The organism is Streptomyces sp. NPDC006339 (assembly GCF_040612775.1).
Lineage (GTDB): Bacteria > Actinomycetota > Actinomycetes > Streptomycetales > Streptomycetaceae > Streptomyces.
In genome coordinates, this window is record NZ_JBEXQW010000005.1 from 118,849 (window position 1) to 135,070 (window position 16,222).

At 72.7% G+C, this 16,222-nt stretch carries 17 protein-coding genes; 6 read left to right on the forward strand and 11 right to left on the reverse strand.

From position 1 onward, the window contains the following. Positions 1–91 precede the first annotated feature (91 nt). Positions 92–646 carry a peroxiredoxin gene (locus ABZ135_RS05680; protein ID WP_356692112.1) on the forward strand — a complete coding sequence of 185 codons (555 nt, stop codon included), beginning with the start codon at positions 92–94 and terminating at the stop codon, positions 644–646. Between the two features lie 2 nt (positions 647–648). After that, the gene (locus ABZ135_RS05685; RefSeq protein WP_128976662.1) at positions 649–1,182 is read left to right on the forward strand and encodes an alkyl hydroperoxide reductase; all 534 of its coding nucleotides are present in this window, start codon (positions 649–651) and stop codon (positions 1,180–1,182) included. 81 nt (positions 1,183–1,263) lie between these two features. Here ABZ135_RS05685 and ABZ135_RS05690 read toward each other — a convergent pair whose 3' ends face one another. The 5 genes from ABZ135_RS05690 to ABZ135_RS05710 all read right to left on the reverse strand — a co-directional run bounded on the left by ABZ135_RS05690 (position 1,264) and on the right by ABZ135_RS05710 (position 6,934). Next, positions 1,264–1,965, reverse strand: a complete 702-nt coding sequence (locus ABZ135_RS05690; RefSeq protein WP_356692114.1) for a hypothetical protein — start codon at positions 1,963–1,965, stop codon at positions 1,264–1,266. Continuing rightward, positions 1,962–3,374, reverse strand: coding sequence for an AI-2E family transporter (locus ABZ135_RS05695; protein WP_356692116.1), 1,413 nt, complete (start codon positions 3,372–3,374; stop codon positions 1,962–1,964). The genes ABZ135_RS05690 and ABZ135_RS05695 overlap by 4 nt, the downstream gene beginning before the upstream one ends. A 122-nt stretch (positions 3,375–3,496) precedes the next feature. Next, on the reverse strand, positions 3,497–4,207 hold the full coding sequence (locus ABZ135_RS05700) for a transglycosylase SLT domain-containing protein (RefSeq protein WP_356692118.1): 711 nt from the start codon (positions 4,205–4,207) through the stop codon (positions 3,497–3,499). Between the two features lie 342 nt (positions 4,208–4,549). Further along, entirely contained in the window at positions 4,550–5,872 is a 1,323-nt protein-coding gene (locus tag ABZ135_RS05705) for a PhoH family protein (RefSeq protein ID WP_356692120.1), read from the reverse strand. 300 nt (positions 5,873–6,172) lie between these two features. Then, a complete protein-coding gene (locus ABZ135_RS05710) occupies positions 6,173–6,934 on the reverse strand; it encodes an isoprenyl transferase (protein WP_356692122.1) in 762 nt (253 codons plus the stop codon). A 110-nt stretch (positions 6,935–7,044) separates the two neighbouring features. Here ABZ135_RS05710 and mgrA point away from each other — a divergent pair, with 110 nt between their 5' ends. Together mgrA and ABZ135_RS05720 are read left to right on the forward strand one after the other, a co-directional pair. Further along, positions 7,045–8,082, forward strand: coding sequence for an L-glyceraldehyde 3-phosphate reductase (gene mgrA / locus ABZ135_RS05715; protein ID WP_356692124.1), 1,038 nt, complete (start codon positions 7,045–7,047; stop codon positions 8,080–8,082). A gap of 313 nt (positions 8,083–8,395) precedes the next feature. Further along, on the forward strand, positions 8,396–9,559 hold the full coding sequence (locus ABZ135_RS05720; RefSeq protein ID WP_356692126.1) for a winged helix DNA-binding domain-containing protein: 1,164 nt from the start codon (positions 8,396–8,398) through the stop codon (positions 9,557–9,559). Here the strand turns inward: ABZ135_RS05720 and ABZ135_RS05725 are convergent. Next, positions 9,556–11,106, reverse strand: coding sequence for a DUF2079 domain-containing protein (locus tag ABZ135_RS05725; RefSeq protein ID WP_356692127.1), 1,551 nt, complete (start codon positions 11,104–11,106; stop codon positions 9,556–9,558). The two genes, ABZ135_RS05720 and ABZ135_RS05725, sit on opposite strands and share 4 nt — an antisense overlap. Before the next feature lie 94 nt (positions 11,107–11,200). Continuing rightward, on the reverse strand, positions 11,201–11,938 hold the full coding sequence (locus ABZ135_RS05730; RefSeq protein ID WP_356692326.1) for an A24 family peptidase: 738 nt from the start codon (positions 11,936–11,938) through the stop codon (positions 11,201–11,203). A 38-nt stretch (positions 11,939–11,976) separates the two neighbouring features. Between ABZ135_RS05730 and ABZ135_RS05735 the strand changes: the two genes are divergently transcribed. Beyond that, positions 11,977–12,408 carry a DUF192 domain-containing protein gene (locus ABZ135_RS05735; protein ID WP_356692129.1) on the forward strand — a complete coding sequence of 144 codons (432 nt, stop codon included), beginning with the start codon at positions 11,977–11,979 and terminating at the stop codon, positions 12,406–12,408. On the opposite strand, the gene ABZ135_RS05740 is transcribed toward ABZ135_RS05735, so the two are convergent. Beyond that, positions 12,380–13,477, reverse strand: a complete 1,098-nt coding sequence (locus ABZ135_RS05740; protein ID WP_356692131.1) for a mannosyltransferase family protein — start codon at positions 13,475–13,477, stop codon at positions 12,380–12,382. The genes ABZ135_RS05735 and ABZ135_RS05740 overlap by 29 nt on opposite strands. A gap of 51 nt (positions 13,478–13,528) precedes the next feature. Further along, positions 13,529–13,894, reverse strand: coding sequence for a hypothetical protein (locus ABZ135_RS05745; protein ID WP_356692132.1), 366 nt, complete (start codon positions 13,892–13,894; stop codon positions 13,529–13,531). A gap of 123 nt (positions 13,895–14,017) precedes the next feature. On the opposite strand from ABZ135_RS05745, the gene ABZ135_RS05750 reads away from it, so the two are divergent. After that, entirely contained in the window at positions 14,018–15,019 is a 1,002-nt protein-coding gene (locus ABZ135_RS05750; protein ID WP_356692134.1) for a hypothetical protein, read from the forward strand. Position 15,020: 1 nt separating this feature from the next. Here the strand turns inward: ABZ135_RS05750 and ABZ135_RS05755 are convergent, their stop codons facing one another. Both ABZ135_RS05755 and ABZ135_RS05760 read right to left on the reverse strand, forming a co-directional pair. Next, entirely contained in the window at positions 15,021–15,629 is a 609-nt protein-coding gene (locus ABZ135_RS05755; protein WP_356692136.1) for an OmpA family protein, read from the reverse strand. 10 nt (positions 15,630–15,639) lie between these two features. Beyond that, positions 15,640–16,218 carry a hypothetical protein gene (locus ABZ135_RS05760; protein ID WP_356692137.1) on the reverse strand — a complete coding sequence of 193 codons (579 nt, stop codon included), beginning with the start codon at positions 16,216–16,218 and terminating at the stop codon, positions 15,640–15,642. Positions 16,219–16,222: the final 4 nt, after the last annotated feature.

Here is a 16,222-nt window from a genome sequence, read left to right on the forward strand (position 1 = left end):
CACTGATCAATGCACTCCGTGCCATGCTGTGAGCCGTCCAACCCCCACGGAAGACCCCAAAAGGGACCCTTCCCGTTCGCAAGGAGAGCGCGTGCTCACTGTCGGTGACCAGTTCCCCACCTACGACCTGACCGCCTGCGTGTCGCTGGAGAGCGGCAAGGAGTTCGAGCAGATCAACCACAAGTCGTACGAGGGCAAGTGGCGCGTGGTGTTCTTCTGGCCGAAGGACTTCACCTTCGTCTGCCCCACCGAGATCGCCGCGTTCGGCAAGCTGAACGACGAGTTCGCGGACCGCGACGCGCAGATCCTCGGTGTCTCCGGCGACTCCGAGTTCGTCCACCACGCCTGGCGCAAGGACCACGCCGACCTGCGTGACCTGCCCTTCCCGATGCTCGCCGACTCGAAGCACGAGCTCATGCGGGACTGCGGCGTCGAGGGCGCGGACGGCTTCGCCCAGCGTGCCGTGTTCGTGATCGACCCGAACAACGAGATCCAGTTCGTCATGGTGACCGCCGGCTCCGTCGGCCGTAACCCCAAGGAGGTCCTGCGGGTTCTGGACGCCCTGCAGACCGACGAGCTGTGCCCGTGCAACTGGACCAAGGGCGAGGACACCCTCGACCCGGTCGCGCTCCTGGCCGGTGAGTGAGCATGGCCCTCGATGAGCTGAAGGCCGCCATACCGGACTTCGCCAAGGACCTGAAGCTGAACCTCGGTTCGGTCATCGGCAACAGCGAGCTGCCGCAGCAGCAGCTCTGGGGCACGGTGCTCGCCTGCGCCATCGCCTCGCGTTCGCCGAAGGTCCTGAAGGAGCTGGAGCCGGAGGCCCAGGCCAACCTGAAGCCCGAGGCGTACCAGGCCGCCAAGTCGGCCGCCGCGATCATGGCGATGAACAACGTCTTCTACCGGACCCGGCACCTGCTGTCGGACCCGGAGTACGGGACGATGCGCGCCGGTCTGCGGATGAACGTCATCGGCAACCCGGGTGTCGAGAAGGTCGACTTCGAGCTGTGGTCGCTGGCCGTCTCCGCGATCAACGGCTGCGGCCAGTGCCTGGACTCGCACGAGCAGGTCCTGCGCAAGGCCGGTGTGGACCGCGAGACGATCCAGGAGGCCGTGAAGATCGCCGCGGTCATCCAGGCGGTCGGCGTGACGCTGGACGCCGAGGCGGTTCTCGCCGAGTAAGGGCGCCGTACGGGTGAGCCCGTACGAGTGAAGGGCCCCGGGGTTTCCCACCCCGGGGCCCTTCGCCGTCCGCGGGCCCGGTCAGCTCTTGAGGGCCTTCATCAACTGCTGCATGTCCTCGACGAGGTAGGTCTGGACGGCCGCCGGGTCCAGCTCGGGCTTCTCGATGGGCCGGCCCCTCTCGTCGTCGTAGTCGTCCGCCTGGAGCACGAGGCGCAGCACCGCCTGCCCGTCCAGGACCTCCAGCGAGTCGTCTCCCCACGCACCCCCGAAGTAGGCGATCTCGCCGATGCCGCCGACCCTGTCGCCGCCACCCGCCAACTGCGGGTCGGCCCTCCGGGCCTCGAACTCCGGGCCGGGGTCGGTCACCCGGTGCAGGGTGTAGCCGACGCGCAGGGTGTACGGGACGGGCTTCGCCGCCAGGGTGACGCTGCAGTCCCACTCGAAGAGGGCGGGGTGGTCGGACTTCAGCGGTTCTTCCGGCGCCGGTCCCTTGGGGCCGAACGCCGCGGTCAGCCCCTCCAGCTTCGCCACCTCGCAGGGGTCCCGGTCCGTGCGGTAGCCGCCGAGGTCGGGGCGGTCGTCGGGGTCGTACGCGGCGAGGCCGCCGGCCCACAGCGCCGAGGCGACGACCGCGCCGCCGAGCGCCCACAGCCAGGGGCGGCGGCCGGACGGCTCGGGGCGCGGGGGCGCGGGCGGTGCCGGGGGCGGGGCCATCGGCGTGGAGCCGGGGGCGGGGGCGGGGAACGCCGTACCGCCGACGAGTTCCGGTTCCGAGATCACGTGTCACTTCCGGTGGGGCGATCGGTCGAGCCGGGCGCGGGGGTCGGCGCCACCTGGTGGGCGGTCGCGCCGCGCGGCTCGGGGGCGGCCCGGAGGGCCTGTTCGGTGCTGTACGCGCGGAGGTAGCCGACCACGGTGTTGGCGACGGCGACCAGCGGGACGGCGACGACGGCGCCGCCGATGCCGGCAGTCAGTCCGCCGGCCGCGACCGCGAGGACGACCGCGAGCGGGTGGACCCGCACGGCCCGGCCGAGGATGAACGGCTGGAGGACGTGTCCCTCGATCTGCTGCACGGCGAGCACCACCACGAGGACCATCAGGGCGGTGAACACGCCGTTGGTGACGAGGGCGACGACGACCGCGAGGGCGCCGGAGACGACGGCGCCGACGAGCGGGACGAAGGCGAAGAGGAAGATGAAGACGGCGAGCGGCACCGCCATCGGCACGTCGAGGAACCACAGGCCGAGGCCGATGAAGACGGCGTCGATCAGGGCGACGAGGACGGTGCCGCGGACGTACGCGGTGAGGGTGCGCCAGGCCCGGGGGCCGGCGCCGGCGACGCCGGGCCGTGCCTGGGCGGGCACCAGCCCCAGCGTCCACTCCCAGACCTTCTTCCCGTCGTAGAGCAGGAAGAGGGTGGAGAACATGGCGAGCAGGATGCCGGTCAGCGCCTCGACGATCACGGTCACGCCCTGGAGTCCGGCGGAGGTGATCTGTTCGGCGTTGGCGCCGATGGTGTCGCTGAGGTTCTGGGCGATGTCGTTGATCTGGCGCTCGGTCACGTGGAAGGGGCTGTCGAGGAGCCAGCGCTTGAGCTCCTCGATGCCGTCCCGGACCCGGTCGGTCAGGTTGTCGATGTTGTCCATCACCTGCCAGACCACGAACCAGCCGACGAGACCCATGATCACGAAGCCGGAGACGGCGGTGACGGCGGTGGCGAGGCCGCGCGGGAGGCCCTTGCGGCGCAGGAGTGCCACGGTGGGCTGGAGCAGTGCGGTGATGAGGAGGGCGGCGACGAAGGCGAGGACGACGAGCTGGACGGAGCTGATCACCTTCATCAGGACCCAGACGGTGCCGGCGAGGACCAGCAGGCGCCAGCCTGCCTCGGCGGCGACCCGCATGCCCCAGGGGATCGCGGCCGCCGGGTCGGGGCGGGCGGCGACGGCGGGCGCGTAGGCGGGCGGCGCGGGTACGGAGGCGGGCTCGGGTGCGGGGCCGGAGGCGGAGGAGGCTTCCGGGGCGGTGGCGGGGGCGGCCTTCGCCGCGGGGTGCGGCTCCGGGGCGGGGGCGTCGTACGGCGGGCCGAGTGGGTCGCCGCGCTCGGCCTCGGCCCGGCGTTCGTCCAGGCGTTCGCTCGCGCGGCTGAGGCCCTCGCCCAGCCGGTGCAGCCATCTCGGCAGTCTCGACATGCTCTTCCCTCTTCCCCCTTCGGGTCCCCGAACCTACCCCACGCGCGCGCGAAGCCCCTCACCGAAAGACGGTGAGGGGCTTCGCGGGGTTGAGCGTCGGCCGGTCCCGGCCGGGGGCCGCCCTAGTACCAGTGGTTGGCCTGCCAGAACGACCAGGCGCCGCAGGGGCTGCCGTAGCGGCCGTCCATGTAGCTGAGGCCCCACTTGATCTGGGTGGCGGGGTTGGTCCGCCAGTCGGCGCCGGCCGAGGACATCTTCGAGCCGGGGAGCGCCTGGACCAGGCCGTAGGCGCCGGAAGAGGGGTTGGTGGCGCGGTAGTTCCAGCCGGACTCGTGGTCCACGATGTTGCTGAAGCACTGGAACTGGTCCGCGGGGATCATCTGGCGGGCCATCGCCTTGACCTCGGCGATGCTGTACGAGCCCTGGGCGGAGAAGCTCGACGCGTCACGCAGGGAGTCGCGGTTGGCGCGCTCGGCGGCCTCCTTGCGCTCCTTCTCGGCCTTGTCGGCCGCCTTCTTCTTGGCCTCGGCGTCCTTGGCGGCCTGGATGCGGGCGGCTTCCTCGGCGGACTTGCGCGCCAGGGAGTCGGCGGCGGCGGCCTGGACGTCGGCCTGCTCCGTGAGGGAGGAGATCTGTACCTGGGCCTGCTCTCCCGCGGGGATGTCCGCGAGCAGCGTGGTGTCGGCCGCGGTGGCCTCGAAGTTGTCGTCCGAGGGCTGCGCCGCGTTGCCCGAGGCAACACCGACGACGGCGCCGACAGTGGTGACCGCAGTGGCCGAAGCCACCGCGAATCCCCGGACCGAGATCCGGCTCACACGGTTTCCTTCCAGCATCGCCCGCGCAGGTGACCAAGCGGGCGAAATCGTGCCCCTGACACTGGTCTTCGACTGCATGGGTCACTGAAGACACGGGCCCGTGGTGCTGTGGGCGGCATACGGCGAACGGTTGTTGAGTTGTGTGGTGCCGCACCCCTGAGGGTGCACGTGTGCCGTATGCGGGGCCTGACGGAAGCAAGACTCTGCCGGACGTCGGCGCCGCGAGGCAATTCCATGCCGCGTGTGAAAGCTCACACCCGGCCGGGGGCACGGGATTTGGCGGATACGGCGGACAGCGCGGCGCCGCCCGGCTAAGCTCTCGCGCTTTGCCGGGCGGCGCCCACAGGACCCTCGAATCGGTCAGATCTGGCCGTCCTCCAGCATTTCGGTCACGAGCGCGGCGATCTGGGAGCGCTCGGAGCGGGTGAGCGTGACGTGCGCGAAGAGCGGATGCCCCTTCAGCTTCTCCACCACGGCGACGACCCCGTCGTACCGACCCACCCTCAGGTTGTCGCGCTGGGCGACGTCATGGGTCAGCACCACACGGGAATTCGCCCCGATCCGGGACAGAACGGTCAGCAGTACGTTCCGCTCCAGGGACTGGGCCTCGTCCACGATGACGAACGCGTCGTGCAGCGAGCGGCCCCGGATGTGGGTGAGCGGCAGCACCTCCAGCATGCCGCGGCCGAGCACCTCCTCGATCACGTCCCGGCTCGCGACGGCCGACAGCGTGTCGAAGACGGCCTGGGCCCACGGGCTCATCTTCTCGGCCTCGGTGCCGGGGAGATAGCCGAGCTCCTGACCGCCGACCGCGTACAGCGGACGGAACACCATCACCTTCTGGTGCTGACGGCGCTCCAGGACCGCCTCCAGGCCCGCGCACAGCGCCAGCGCCGACTTGCCGGTGCCGGCCCGGCCGCCCATGGAGACGATGCCGACGTCCGGGTCGAGCAGCAGGTCGAGCGCGATCCGCTGCTCGGCGCTGCGGCCGCGGATGCCGAATGCCTCCCGGTCGCCCCGCACCAGGCGCACGCTGCCGTCGGCCCCGACCCGGCCCAGCGCCTTGCCGCGCTCGGACTGCAGGACGAGACCGGTGTGCACGGGCAGCTCGGCCGCCTCCGGCACGTAGAGCGTCTCCTGGTCGTAGAGGAGGTCGATCTGATCGGCCGAAAGGGCGACCTCGGACATTCCGGTCCAGCCGGAGTCCGTGATGGCGAGCTCCGCCCGGTACTCCTCCGCGAGGAGACCGACCGAGGACGCCTTGATCCGCAGCGGCAGGTCCTTGGAGACGACCGTGACGTCGTACCCCTCGGCCTGGAGGTTGCGCGCGACCGCGAGGATCCGCGAGTCGTTGTCCCCCAGCCGGTAGCCGGCCGGCAGGACACCGGGGTCCGAGTGGTTGAGCTCGACGCGCAGCGTGCCGCCCAGGTCCCCGATGGGGAGCGGGGCGTCGAGGCGTCCGTACCGGACCCGGAAGTCGTCGAGGAGGCGCAGGGCCTGCCGGGCGAAGTAACCGAGCTCGGGGTGGTGCCTCTTGGCCTCCAGCTCGGTCACCACGACGATCGGGAGCACCACTTCGTGCTCCTCGAAGCGGGACATCGCGCTGGGGTCGGCCAGCAGGACGCTGGTGTCGAGAACATAGGTGCGCCTGTCGGACAAGCGGCGCTTAGTGCTGGTCACCACGGAAGGACAGACCCCCTTCGAGGACCCCTGTGAGGTCGGGGTGCGACGGCTCCACGGGAGGAGGAGCCGGCGTCGCTGCGGAATGGGACCGGGCTCTGGCCACGATGCGCGGGCCGAGCTCCGGCCCTCCGCTTCGTCCGTGCGTGTCCTGCACGGTCGTCCTGGTGCAAAGGACCTCCCGGGTGGCGGTCTCCGTGCCGCTCACTTCACTGGGGATATGCCCTTCCGCACGCGCCGTCATGCCATGGCATATGACGGCGTGTTCGTGAACAGGGGGTGACGGGAGTTCCGCGCGGGGGGTCAGTTGCCGAAACGGCGGTGCCGGGCCGCGTAGTCGCGCAGCGCGCGCAGGAAGTCGACCTTGCGGAAGGCCGGCCAGTGCACCTCGCAGAAGTAGTACTCCGAGTGCGCGCTCTGCCACAGCATGAAACCGGACAGGCGCTGCTCGCCGCTGGTGCGGATCACCAGGTCCGGGTCGGGCTGGCCGCGCGTGTAGAGGTGCTCGGAGATGTGCTCGACGTCGACGATCTCCGCCAGCTCCTCGAAGCTGGTGCCGCGCTCCGCGTGCTCCAGGAGCAGCGAGCGGACCGCGTCCGCGATCTCCTGCCGGCCGCCGTAGCCCACCGCGACGTTCACGAGTATCCCGGTGTTGTCCACCGTGGCCTGCTCGGCCTCCTTCAGGACGGACTGGGTGCGCGCCGGGAGCAGGTCGAGGGTGCCGACGTGGTGGACGCGCCAGCGGCCGTCGGCGGCGAGCGCCCGCACCGCGTCCTCGATGATCGCGAGCAGCGGGACGAGCTGCTCCTCGGGACGGTTCAGGTTGTCGGTGGAGAGCATCCAGAGCGTGACGACCTCGACGTCGGTCTCGGCACACCAGCCGAGCAGCTCCTGGATCTTGTCCGCGCCTGCCTTGTGACCCTGCTCCGGGGTGCCGCCGGATGCCTTGGCCCAGCGCCGGTTGCCGTCGAGGATGACACCGATGTGCTTGGGCACCTGGGCGTGATCGAGGCGGCCTTCCACCCGGCGTGCGTAGAGCCCGTACACCAGGTCGCGCAGGTTCACTGTTCTTTACCCCTCCATGCAGTGTCGGCCCCCGAAGCCGCCACATTACTGCGGAGGGGTGACCGGCTCCCAGCCCGGGACTGTCACAAGTCCGTGATAAGCAGAGATACGTGACTGATTCCCCCGTGTACCGCGCCGCCGAGGACCGCTACGACTCCATGGAGTACCGGCGCACCGGCCGCAGCGGGCTCAAGCTGCCCGCGATCTCGCTCGGTCTGTGGCACAACTTCGGCGACGACCGCACCCTCGACTCGCAGCGCGCGATCCTGCGCCGCGCCTTCGACCTGGGCGTCACCCACTTCGACCTGGCCAACAACTACGGGCCGCCGCCCGGCTCCGCCGAGCTGAACTTCGGCAAGATCTTCGCGCAGGACTTCGCGCCGTACCGGGACGAGCTGATCGTCTCGACGAAGGCCGGCTATCTGATGCACCCGGGGCCGTACGGCGAGTGGGGCTCCCGCAAGTACCTGATGGCGTCGCTCGACGCCTCCCTGAAGCGGATGGGCCTCGACTACGTCGACATCTTCTACTCCCACCGCTTCGACCCGCACACCCCGCTCGAGGAGACCATGGGGGCGCTGGCCTCCGCCGTCCAGCAGGGCAAGGCGCTGTACGTGGGCGTCTCCTCGTACACCAGCGAGCAGACCGCCGAGGCCGCGCGGATCCTCAAGGAGATGGGCGTCCCGGCCCTGATCCACCAGCCCTCGTACTCGATGATCAACCGGTGGACGGAGGAGGACAAGCTCCTCGACACCCTGGAGGCGGCCGGGATGGGCTGCATCTCCTTCGTGCCGCTGGCGCAGGGCCTGCTCACCGACAAGTACCTGCAGGGCATCCCCGAGGGTTCGCGGGCCACCCAGGGCAAGTCCCTCGACCCGGACCTGCTCTCCGACGAGGTGCTGCGCCGCCTGCGCGGCCTCGCGGACATCGCGCGGCGGCGCGGGCAGTCGCTCGCCCAGTTGGCGCTGACCTGGGTGCTGCGCGACGAGCGGATGACCTCGGCCCTGATCGGTGCGTCGAGCGTGGGACAACTGGAGGAGAACGTGGCGGCGCTGGCCGGTCCGCCGCTGACCGACGAGGAGCTGAAGGAGATCGACTCCTTCGCCGTCGACACCGCCGGCACCAACATCTGGGCCGGCCGGGGCTGACGCGCCCGGACAGAAAAACGGGCCGGTCCGTGGGGGGGATACGGACCGGCCCGAGGGGGGGTTTCCACCATAACCCTTCATTAGTCGTGCTGGGTGCCACCTGCGCCGAACGGGTGCCGTCGGATCGGCCGGAGCCCAGGTGGCACAAGGGCTGTAGGGCCCCGTGGCGGGTTTGCGCCCGGGCGTGGCGGCGGATTTCGTACCTCCCACGGGGGACCCCCGCCGGGCCTCACCCGGTTGACGCGGCGACCCGGGTCGACAGCGCCGGGCAAGGCGGACGGAAACCGACCTGATTCGCTCCTACGGTCGGGGCATGACGACCGCCACTCCCGCCGCGCCCCCGGTCACCTGGGCGCAGGCCGACGCCCGCAGGATCCGCCGCCAGTTCCTGGCCGAGCCGGCGGACGCGCCGCCTGCGGAGGTGGCCGCGGCCATGCTGGGCGCGCACGCCCAGGTGCTGTCCGCCGCCGAGCTGTCCGTCGCGCTGCGTACGACGGCCGGGACACGGGCCGGCGTACGCGCCGCGCTGCGGCGGGACCGCACGCTGGTCAAGACGTACGGGCCGCGCGGCACCGTCCATCTGCTCCCCGCCGCCGATCTGCCGATGTGGACGGGAGCCCTCTCCGCGATCCCGGCCGGGCCGAGCCCGCAGCCGCCGCACGTCCGGATGACGGCCGAGCAGACGGACGCGGTCCTGGCCGCCGTCGCGGACGCGCTGACCGGTGCGGAACTGACCGTGGACGAGCTGACGGACGCGATCGTGGCGCGCACGGGCCCCTGGGCCGGCGAGCGGGTGATGGACGCCTTCCAGGAGAAGTGGCCGCGCTGGCGGCAGATCACGCACCTGGCCGCGCACCGCGGGGTGCTGTGCTTCGGGGCCGACCGGGGCCGGAAGGTGACGTACACCCACCCGGGAGTGCGTCCCGAGCCGGGACCGCGGGCGCTCGGCGATCTGGTCGACCGCTATCTGCGCGCGTACGGACCGGCGGAGCCCCGGCACTTCGCGAAGTGGCTGGCGGCACCGCCCGGCTGGGCGGCCGGGCTCTTCGCCTCGCTCGCCGAGGCGGGCCGCGTCGAGGAGGTGTCCTTCGAGGGCGCGGCGGCCTGGGTCGCCGCCGGGGACACCGCCTTCCCCGAGGAGCGGCCGGCCCGCGGGGTGCGGCTGCTGCCGTACTTCGACGCCTTCGCGATCGCCTCCCAGCCGCGCGAGCGCCTCTTTCCGGGCCCGGCGCGGGAGCGGGCCCTCGCGGGCGGCCAGGCGGGGAACTTCCCGGTGCTGCTCGTCGACGGGACGGTGGCGGGCGTCTGGCACCAGCGCCGCTCCGGGAAGCGGATCGCGGTGACGGTGGAACCGCTCCGGCCGCTGGGCGCCGCCCGGCTGCGCGCACTGTCGGCGCAGGCCGAGCGGGTGGCGGAGATCCTGGAGGGCCGGGCGGAGCTGACGGTGGGACCGGTGGCGGTGGGCCCGCACGCCTAGGGAGCGGGGGCGTGGGCGGGGGAAGGGGTACGGGCCGGGGTGGTGCGGTGCAGCAGGGTGATGCCGTCGCGGACGGCCACCACCTCGTAGCCGTGCTGCTCGCGGGCCGCCCGCAGTTCCGCGCTCTGCTGCTCCGGGGGGTAGGGCCAGTGGCCTCGGGGGTACGGCCATGCCTCGGGGGCCTCGCGGTCGTGGACGATCCATTCGGCGGTGGGCGGCGGCAGCTCCCCGCGCCGGGGCTCGTAGAGCCGGCCGTCCACCGGGAAGGTCGGGAAGAGGACCACCGTGCAGCGGGAGGTGAGCTGCGGCACGAGCCGGTTGGAGGCGGCGACGGTGGCACCGTCCGGGATGCGCGCCAGGAGCGACCGGGCGGCCTCCACGTGATCGGTGGTGCGCCAGGTGGCCCGCTGGGTGAGCTGCGCCAGCGGGAAGGAGGGGATGAGGACGGCGGTCACGGCGAGGACCGTGGCGAGGGCGGCGCGGACGTTGCGGCGGTCGGTCTGGCGGCCGAGGACGTCGAGGAGTCCGGCGAAGACGACGGGCATGAGGATCGCGCTGTAGTGGAACGCCGTGCTCCAGTGGAAGCCGTTCTCGGAGGCCATCCGCCAGGCCAGGGTGGGCAGGGCGATCAGGGCGAGCGGGGAGCGCAGGGCGAGCAGCGCGGACGGGGCGAAGACGAGGACGAGCGTGGTCGCCTTGGTCTCGGGGCGCAGCAGGTCGAGCGGGGCGTGCGCGAGCGCGGAGAGCAGGGAGCCGTGGGCGGCGGCGAGGTTGCCGCCGTGGACGTAGCCGCCGGTGGGGGCGAGGGCGGGCAGCAGGACCTTGATCGCCAGGAAGGAGCCGAGGAGTCCGGCCGCGACGGTGGCGAGTCCGAGGACGCGAACGCTCCGGGTCGCGCGGCCCTTGAACGCGATGTAGCCGCCGACGGCGGCGAGGGTGAGCCCCAGGTCCTCCTTGACGAGCAGGAGCGGCGCGGCCCAGGCGACGGCGGTCCGCCAGCGCTGCCGGCCGAGCGCTTCGAGGCAGAAGGCGAGCAGCGGTACGGCGAGGGCGACCTCGTGGAAGTCGAAGGCGGCGGCGGAGGCGATGCCCCAGCTCAGTCCGTACCCGGCGGCGACGGCGTGGGCGCCGCGGCGGCCGACGACGCGCAGCGCCCAGCGGACGAGGGGGACGGCGGCGAGCGCGAGGAGGGCGGACTGGACGATGAGCAGGGTGAGCGGGGAGGGCCAGAGGCGGTAGAGCGGGGCGAGGACGGCGAGGAGGGGGTGGAAGTGGTCGCCGAGGAGGTTGAAGCCCTCGCCGCGCAGGGGGACGACGGGGGCGCGGAGTTCGGCGTAGGCGCGGACGGCCTGCTCGAAGATGCCGAGGTCGTATCCGGTGGTGCGCAGGAGGACGTGGCGGCGTACGGCCACGGTGGCGTACAGCAGGCAGAGCGCGGCGGCCCAGGCCCAGGGGATCAGGGCGGTCCGCCGGTGGAGGGGGGCGGGGCCGGTGGGGGTGGGCCGGTCTCCGGCGCCTTCCTCTGGGGCCGCCGATGCCGCTGACACCTTTGCACCCTTTGATTCCTTTGAGTCCTTTGAGTTCTTTGATGCTGCTTGCTCATCAATTGTCCGCATACGGCGTGATGCTAGGCGGGCGCTTTCAGGGGACGGCGGTGAACGCGCCGAGCAGAAGGCCGAGGAGCGCGCCGACGATCATGAACGGACCGAAGGGGATGTGGGCGCCGCGGGTCGCGCGCCGCGTGACAACCAGACCGAGCCCGTACAGCGCGCCGAGGAGGAATCCGGCGAAGGCCCCGGCGAACAGCACGCCCCAGCCGTACCAGCCGAGGGCCGCGCCGAGTGGCACGGCGAGCTTCACGTCGCCGAACCCCATGCCGTTCGGGTGGAGAAGGAACAGCAGCAGATAGCCGCCGCCGAGCACCAGCGCCCCGAGCAGGCTGTGCGGCCACGACCCCGCCGCGTACGGCGACAGTGCGGCGACCGCGAGGAGCAGCGGCAGCGCGACGGCGAGCGGCAGGGTCAGCCGGTCGGGCAGCCGGTGGACGCGCACGTCGACGCAGGCGAGGAGGGTGCCGAACGGCGCGGCGAGCAGCCAGACCAGCAGCTCGGGCCGGGGGACGCCGGTGGCGGCGGCGAGCGCGGCGCAGGCGAGCGCGGTGAGCAGCGGCGCGACGAGGGGTGCGGGGGTGGTGGCGCAGCCGGCTCGCCCCGGACCGCCCAGCCAGCCCCGGGCCGGCCCGGCGAAGGCGTGCCCGGCGGGGCAGCGGGAGCGCCAGGGCTCGTCCGGGGCGACCGACAGCCGGTAGGCGGCACGGGGCACGAGCAGCCCGGCCGCCGCGCCCCACAGGGCGGCGGCTGTGACGAAGGCGATCGACAGGGCGTCCACGGCGTGAGCGTAGAGCTAGGGTCGGGGCCATGGGGCGGAAGTGGGGGGACGGGAGAGGCTGGTTGGCGGTTCCGGGCGGGCGGGGGCGGGTGCCGTTGGAGGTCGCGGCCTCCTACCGGGCCCGGCGGCGCGGTCTGCTGGGCCGTGACGGCCTGGACGGCGCCCTGCTCATCACGCCCACGAACAGCGTGCACACCTTCGGGATGCGCTTCACCGTCGACGTCGCCTATCTGGACCGCTCGTTGAGGGTCCTCGACGTGGTGACCATGCGGCCGGGACGGCTCGGCATGGTCCGGTGGCGGGGCCGGCACGTGCTGGAGGCGGAGGGCGGGGCGATGGCGAGCTGGGGTCTGCGGCCGGGCGTACGGGTCGCGGTGGACCTCACGGACCGCGGGGGCTCCGGGGGTCCGGGCCCTGCGGGCCGCACGGGCCTTACGGAGGGCCCGGGCCCAGGAGCGTGAACGCCCCGTACGCGGCGGAGGCCAGCGCCAGGGCGGCCAGCACGGGCACGGCCGTGCGGGTACGGAGCCGGGCCAGGGCCGCGGCGGGCGGCAGGAGCAGTCCGAACGCGGGCATCATCAGGCGCGGCCGGGAGCCGAAGTACGCGGCGCCGACGAGGGAGACGAGGACGACGGCGATCGTGTACACGAGCAGCGGCAGCGGCTGCCGCTGCCGTACGCACAGCACGATCAGCCAGGCGAGCAGCGCGAGCGCCGCGCACAGGCCGAGGGCGGCGGGCCACGGCAGGCCGGCGATGAACAGGGCGAGGGCGACACCGCCGTCGATGGAGTTGCCCCAGGCGGCCTGCACGTCGAAGTAGGCGGTCGGGCTGCCCTGGCGGACGCCGACGTAGACGATGTAGCCGAGCCAGCCCAGCGGGGCGAGGAGGACGCCGGCGGCGACGCGGGGCCGGAGCCTCCGTTCGCGTACGACGGTGGCCACGGCGGTGATCCCGATCGCGGCGATCAGCGCGGCGGCCGTCGGCCGGGTGAGCCCGGCGAGCACGCACAGCGCGCCCGCCAGGATCCAGCGGTCGCGCAGCACGGCCCACACCGACCAGGCGGCGAGGGCCGTGAACAGGGTCTCGGTGTACGCCATCGACTGCACGAACGCCGTCGGGTACACCCCCCACAGGACGGCGAGCACCACCCCGGTGCGCGGCCCGGCCACCTGCGTGCCGACGGCGTGGAGGCCCCAGGCGGCGACGAGCGAGGCGGTCCAGGACACCAGCAGCCCGGCGGTGGCGGCGTCGACCGGCAGCACGGCGGACAGGGCCCGTTCCAGAGCCGGGAGGAGCGGGAAGAACGCGAGGTCGGCGTGGACGGAACCGTCGGGCAGGGTGACCTCGTGGCCGTAGCCGTGCTCGGCGATCCGCACGTACCAGACGGAGTCCCAGCGCCCCGAGAGCCGGTGCAGGCCGTCCTTGCCGGTGGCCGCGGCGACGGCGGCGAGGACGGCGAGACCGAGCAGGCGGGTGGCGGCGTAGCCGCCGAGCGCGGCCCAGGGCGGGGCGGGGGTGGTGCGGGACATGCGGTCGATTATCGGTCGCCCGGCCGCAGGGCCGGCCACGCGGTCCGACGGTCAGCCGCGGGGGCGCATGCGCAGGAACCGGGCGGTCATGACCGGTCCCAGTTGCCGGACGATGCCGTACCCCGGCTCGTGGGGGCGCGGCAGGTCGCCGAGGAAGGAGGTGACGATCACCTCGTCGACGCCGACGTCCCCTCGGCGGCTCTGTTCCTCCAGGAAGTCGAGCGTGCGCCGCCAGTCGACCGTGCTCCCCTCCTCCTCCAGGAACGCGCGGACGGTCCCCTGGACGACGTCCCAGAAGAAGACGTGCGGCAGGACGCCGCCCTGGGTGAAGACGTGCGACTCGTAGGCGTCGCGGAAGGCGGGGATCCGGGCGACGAGGTCGCTGACCAGTTGCACGCTCGGGGTGGTGGTCGTCATGACGGCCCAGAATGCTCCTCGGGCAGGCCCTCTTCCGCCGCTTTTGCGCTTTCCTGACGGCCTCTTTCGACGGGTTTTCCACAGGGGGTGCGAACTGTCGCTCTTCCGTGGATCGTTGCTCGTATGTACGAGTTGATGACGCCGACGATGCTCGCCCGGGGCGGGGTGCTGCTCACGGTGTGGGCGGTCGCGGCCGGCTGGCCGCGGGGCCGGCTGACGGGGCGGCTGCGGCGGGACGGCTGGCAGCGGATCTGCCGGGGCGCGTGGGCGGTTCCGGGGAAGGAGGTGGACTGGCGGGTGCGGGCCAGGGCGGTCCAGTTGCTGCGGCCGGAGCTGGTGTGCAGTCACCGGACGGCGGCGGCGCTTCACCGCATCGAGTTACCGGCCGAGGGGCGGCGGCCGGTGGACGCGGAGGAGGTGCTGGAGTTCGCGGCCCTCCCGCCCCACCGGGGAGGAACGGCCGGGCGGGGGTGGATACGGGTGTACGGCACGAGCCGGCTGACGGACCGGGACTGCTCGCTGCGGCGGGGGCTGCGGGTGACGAGTCCGGCGCGGACGGTCGGCGACCTGATACGGGCGGCCGGCAGCCGGGAGGCCGCCGTGCTCGTCGCGGACTCGGCGCTGTCCCACCGCTTCGTCGACGGACTGCGCCGCGCGCCGCTCGTCCGCGTCGAGGAGCTGGCCGCCGAACTGGCGGCGCCCCGCTGCCCGGGCGGCCCGGCGGCCCGCCGCTGGCTGGCGCTCGCCGTGCCCGGGTCCGGCTCCCCCGCCGAGACGGTCGCCCGGCTGCGGATGCGCGACGCGGGCCTGCACCCCGAGGTCCAGCCGACCCTGCACACCCTGACCGGCCGGCCCCTGCGCCCCGACTTCTACTTCCGCGCCGCCGGACTGGCCGTCGAGATCGAGGGCTTCGCCTTCCACGGCACGCGGGAGGCGCACGAGCGCGACGTCCGCCGCTTCAACGAGCTGCAGAACTGTCCGGGCGTGCGGCGCGTCCTGCGCTTCACGGCCCACGAGGTCTTCGCGCGCCCCGACCGGATGACGGCGACCGTCCGGGCGGCCCTCACGGCCCTCACGGCCCTCACGGCCGTCACGGCTCTGGCGGCGCGTCCGGGGGCGCCGTAGGTCACCCGCCGGAGGTGCGGGGGAAGGACACCTCGACGCGACGGTTCTTCTTCCGTCCCTCCTCGGTGGAGTTGTCGGCGATCGGGTAGTCCTCGCTGTACCCGCGGATGTCGAAGGTCGTCCCCGGGTCCAGGTGCCGGGCGAGCACCTGCTGCACGGCGTCGGCACGCTGCTTGGAGAGCTTCAGCCCGTGCTCGTAGGTCCCGAGGTCGTCGGTGAACCCGAAGACCCGGACGCGGCTCGATCCCTGCTTGTCGATCTCCACGGCGATGGCGGCGATCCGGGCGGTGGCGGAGGGGCTGAGCCGGGCGCTGTCCTTGGGGAACAGCACCTCGGCCTGGAGGGCGAACGTGACGTCCACGTTGGTGTCCTCCCGGCGCTGCTCGCCGCCCTCCTCCTCGACGATCTGCTTGATGTCGAGGACCTTCGCGGGGGCGAGGGTGGCGCCGTCCGGCAGCATCAGCGCGGGCGAGCTCGCGTCGATCGCGGCGGGCGGCGCGCCGACCGTCGTCGACCCGGGCGGATCATCGGCCCGAGCCGTCCCGACGCCTCCCCCGAGGAGAAGCACCGTGACGGTGAGAGCGGCGAGGCGGCGTGGTGTCGTCGTCATGGCAGCGCCCTCAGGAGAGCTTGATGGTGGCGGGGTCGAAGGTGGGGAGTTGGAGCGAGACTTCGGTGGTGGTGGGGGGTGGGGCGGGGAACTGCATGAAGACGCTGGTCCAGGCGCCGGGGGCGAGGCTGGACAGGTCGGTGGTGGTGAGGGGGCGGCCGTCCGTGTCGCGAAGGACGTAGTAGCGCTTCTTGCCGACGGGGTCGACGAGGGTGGCGCCGCCGAGGGAGTTTCCGTGCTTGATGATCTCCGTCTCATTGCCGCCGAGTTGGGCGGGGATGACGCGGACGTCACTCGCCGTGTTGCTCAGCTTGCCGCTGACGGTGACGAAGCCTCCCTGGTCGCGCTTCGCCGAGACGACCGAGAGTTGCAGGCCCTCCTGCCCCTTGAGAGTGGCAATGGGCTCGGTCGGCTCCTCGGACTGCGGCTGGGCGTTCCCCCCACTGCTCCGGGAGGCGCTGCTGGTCGTCGTCGGCTTGTCCTGCGGCTTGTCTTCCTGGCCGCAGCCGGCAAGGCCGATGACAAGTCCGGCCACCGTGGCCATCGTGGCCCATCCTCGGCCGGCCTTCTTCGTGTGCCGCACACTCATGGAA

What these genes read in the sequence shown, in the direction of transcription:
- ABZ135_RS05685 (WP_128976662.1), top strand. Translation starts at nt 649, where the DNA reads ATGGCCCTCGATGAGCTGAAGGCCGCCATACCGGACTTCGCCAAGGAC.
- ABZ135_RS05695 (WP_356692116.1), bottom strand. Translation starts at nt 3,374, where the DNA reads ATGTCGAGACTGCCGAGATGGCTGCACCGGCTGGGCGAGGGCCTCAGC.
- ABZ135_RS05700 (WP_356692118.1), bottom strand. Translation starts at nt 4,207, where the DNA reads ATGCTGGAAGGAAACCGTGTGAGCCGGATCTCGGTCCGGGGATTCGCG.
- ABZ135_RS05720 (WP_356692126.1), top strand. Translation starts at nt 8,396, where the DNA reads ATGACGACCGCCACTCCCGCCGCGCCCCCGGTCACCTGGGCGCAGGCC.
- ABZ135_RS05735 (WP_356692129.1), top strand. Translation starts at nt 11,977, where the DNA reads ATGGGGCGGAAGTGGGGGGACGGGAGAGGCTGGTTGGCGGTTCCGGGC.
- ABZ135_RS05740 (WP_356692131.1), bottom strand. Translation starts at nt 13,477, where the DNA reads ATGTCCCGCACCACCCCCGCCCCGCCCTGGGCCGCGCTCGGCGGCTAC.
- ABZ135_RS05745 (WP_356692132.1), bottom strand. Translation starts at nt 13,894, where the DNA reads ATGACGACCACCACCCCGAGCGTGCAACTGGTCAGCGACCTCGTCGCC.
- ABZ135_RS05750 (WP_356692134.1), top strand. Translation starts at nt 14,018, where the DNA reads ATGTACGAGTTGATGACGCCGACGATGCTCGCCCGGGGCGGGGTGCTG.
- ABZ135_RS05755 (WP_356692136.1), bottom strand. Translation starts at nt 15,629, where the DNA reads ATGACGACGACACCACGCCGCCTCGCCGCTCTCACCGTCACGGTGCTT.
- ABZ135_RS05760 (WP_356692137.1), bottom strand. Translation starts at nt 16,218, where the DNA reads ATGAGTGTGCGGCACACGAAGAAGGCCGGCCGAGGATGGGCCACGATG.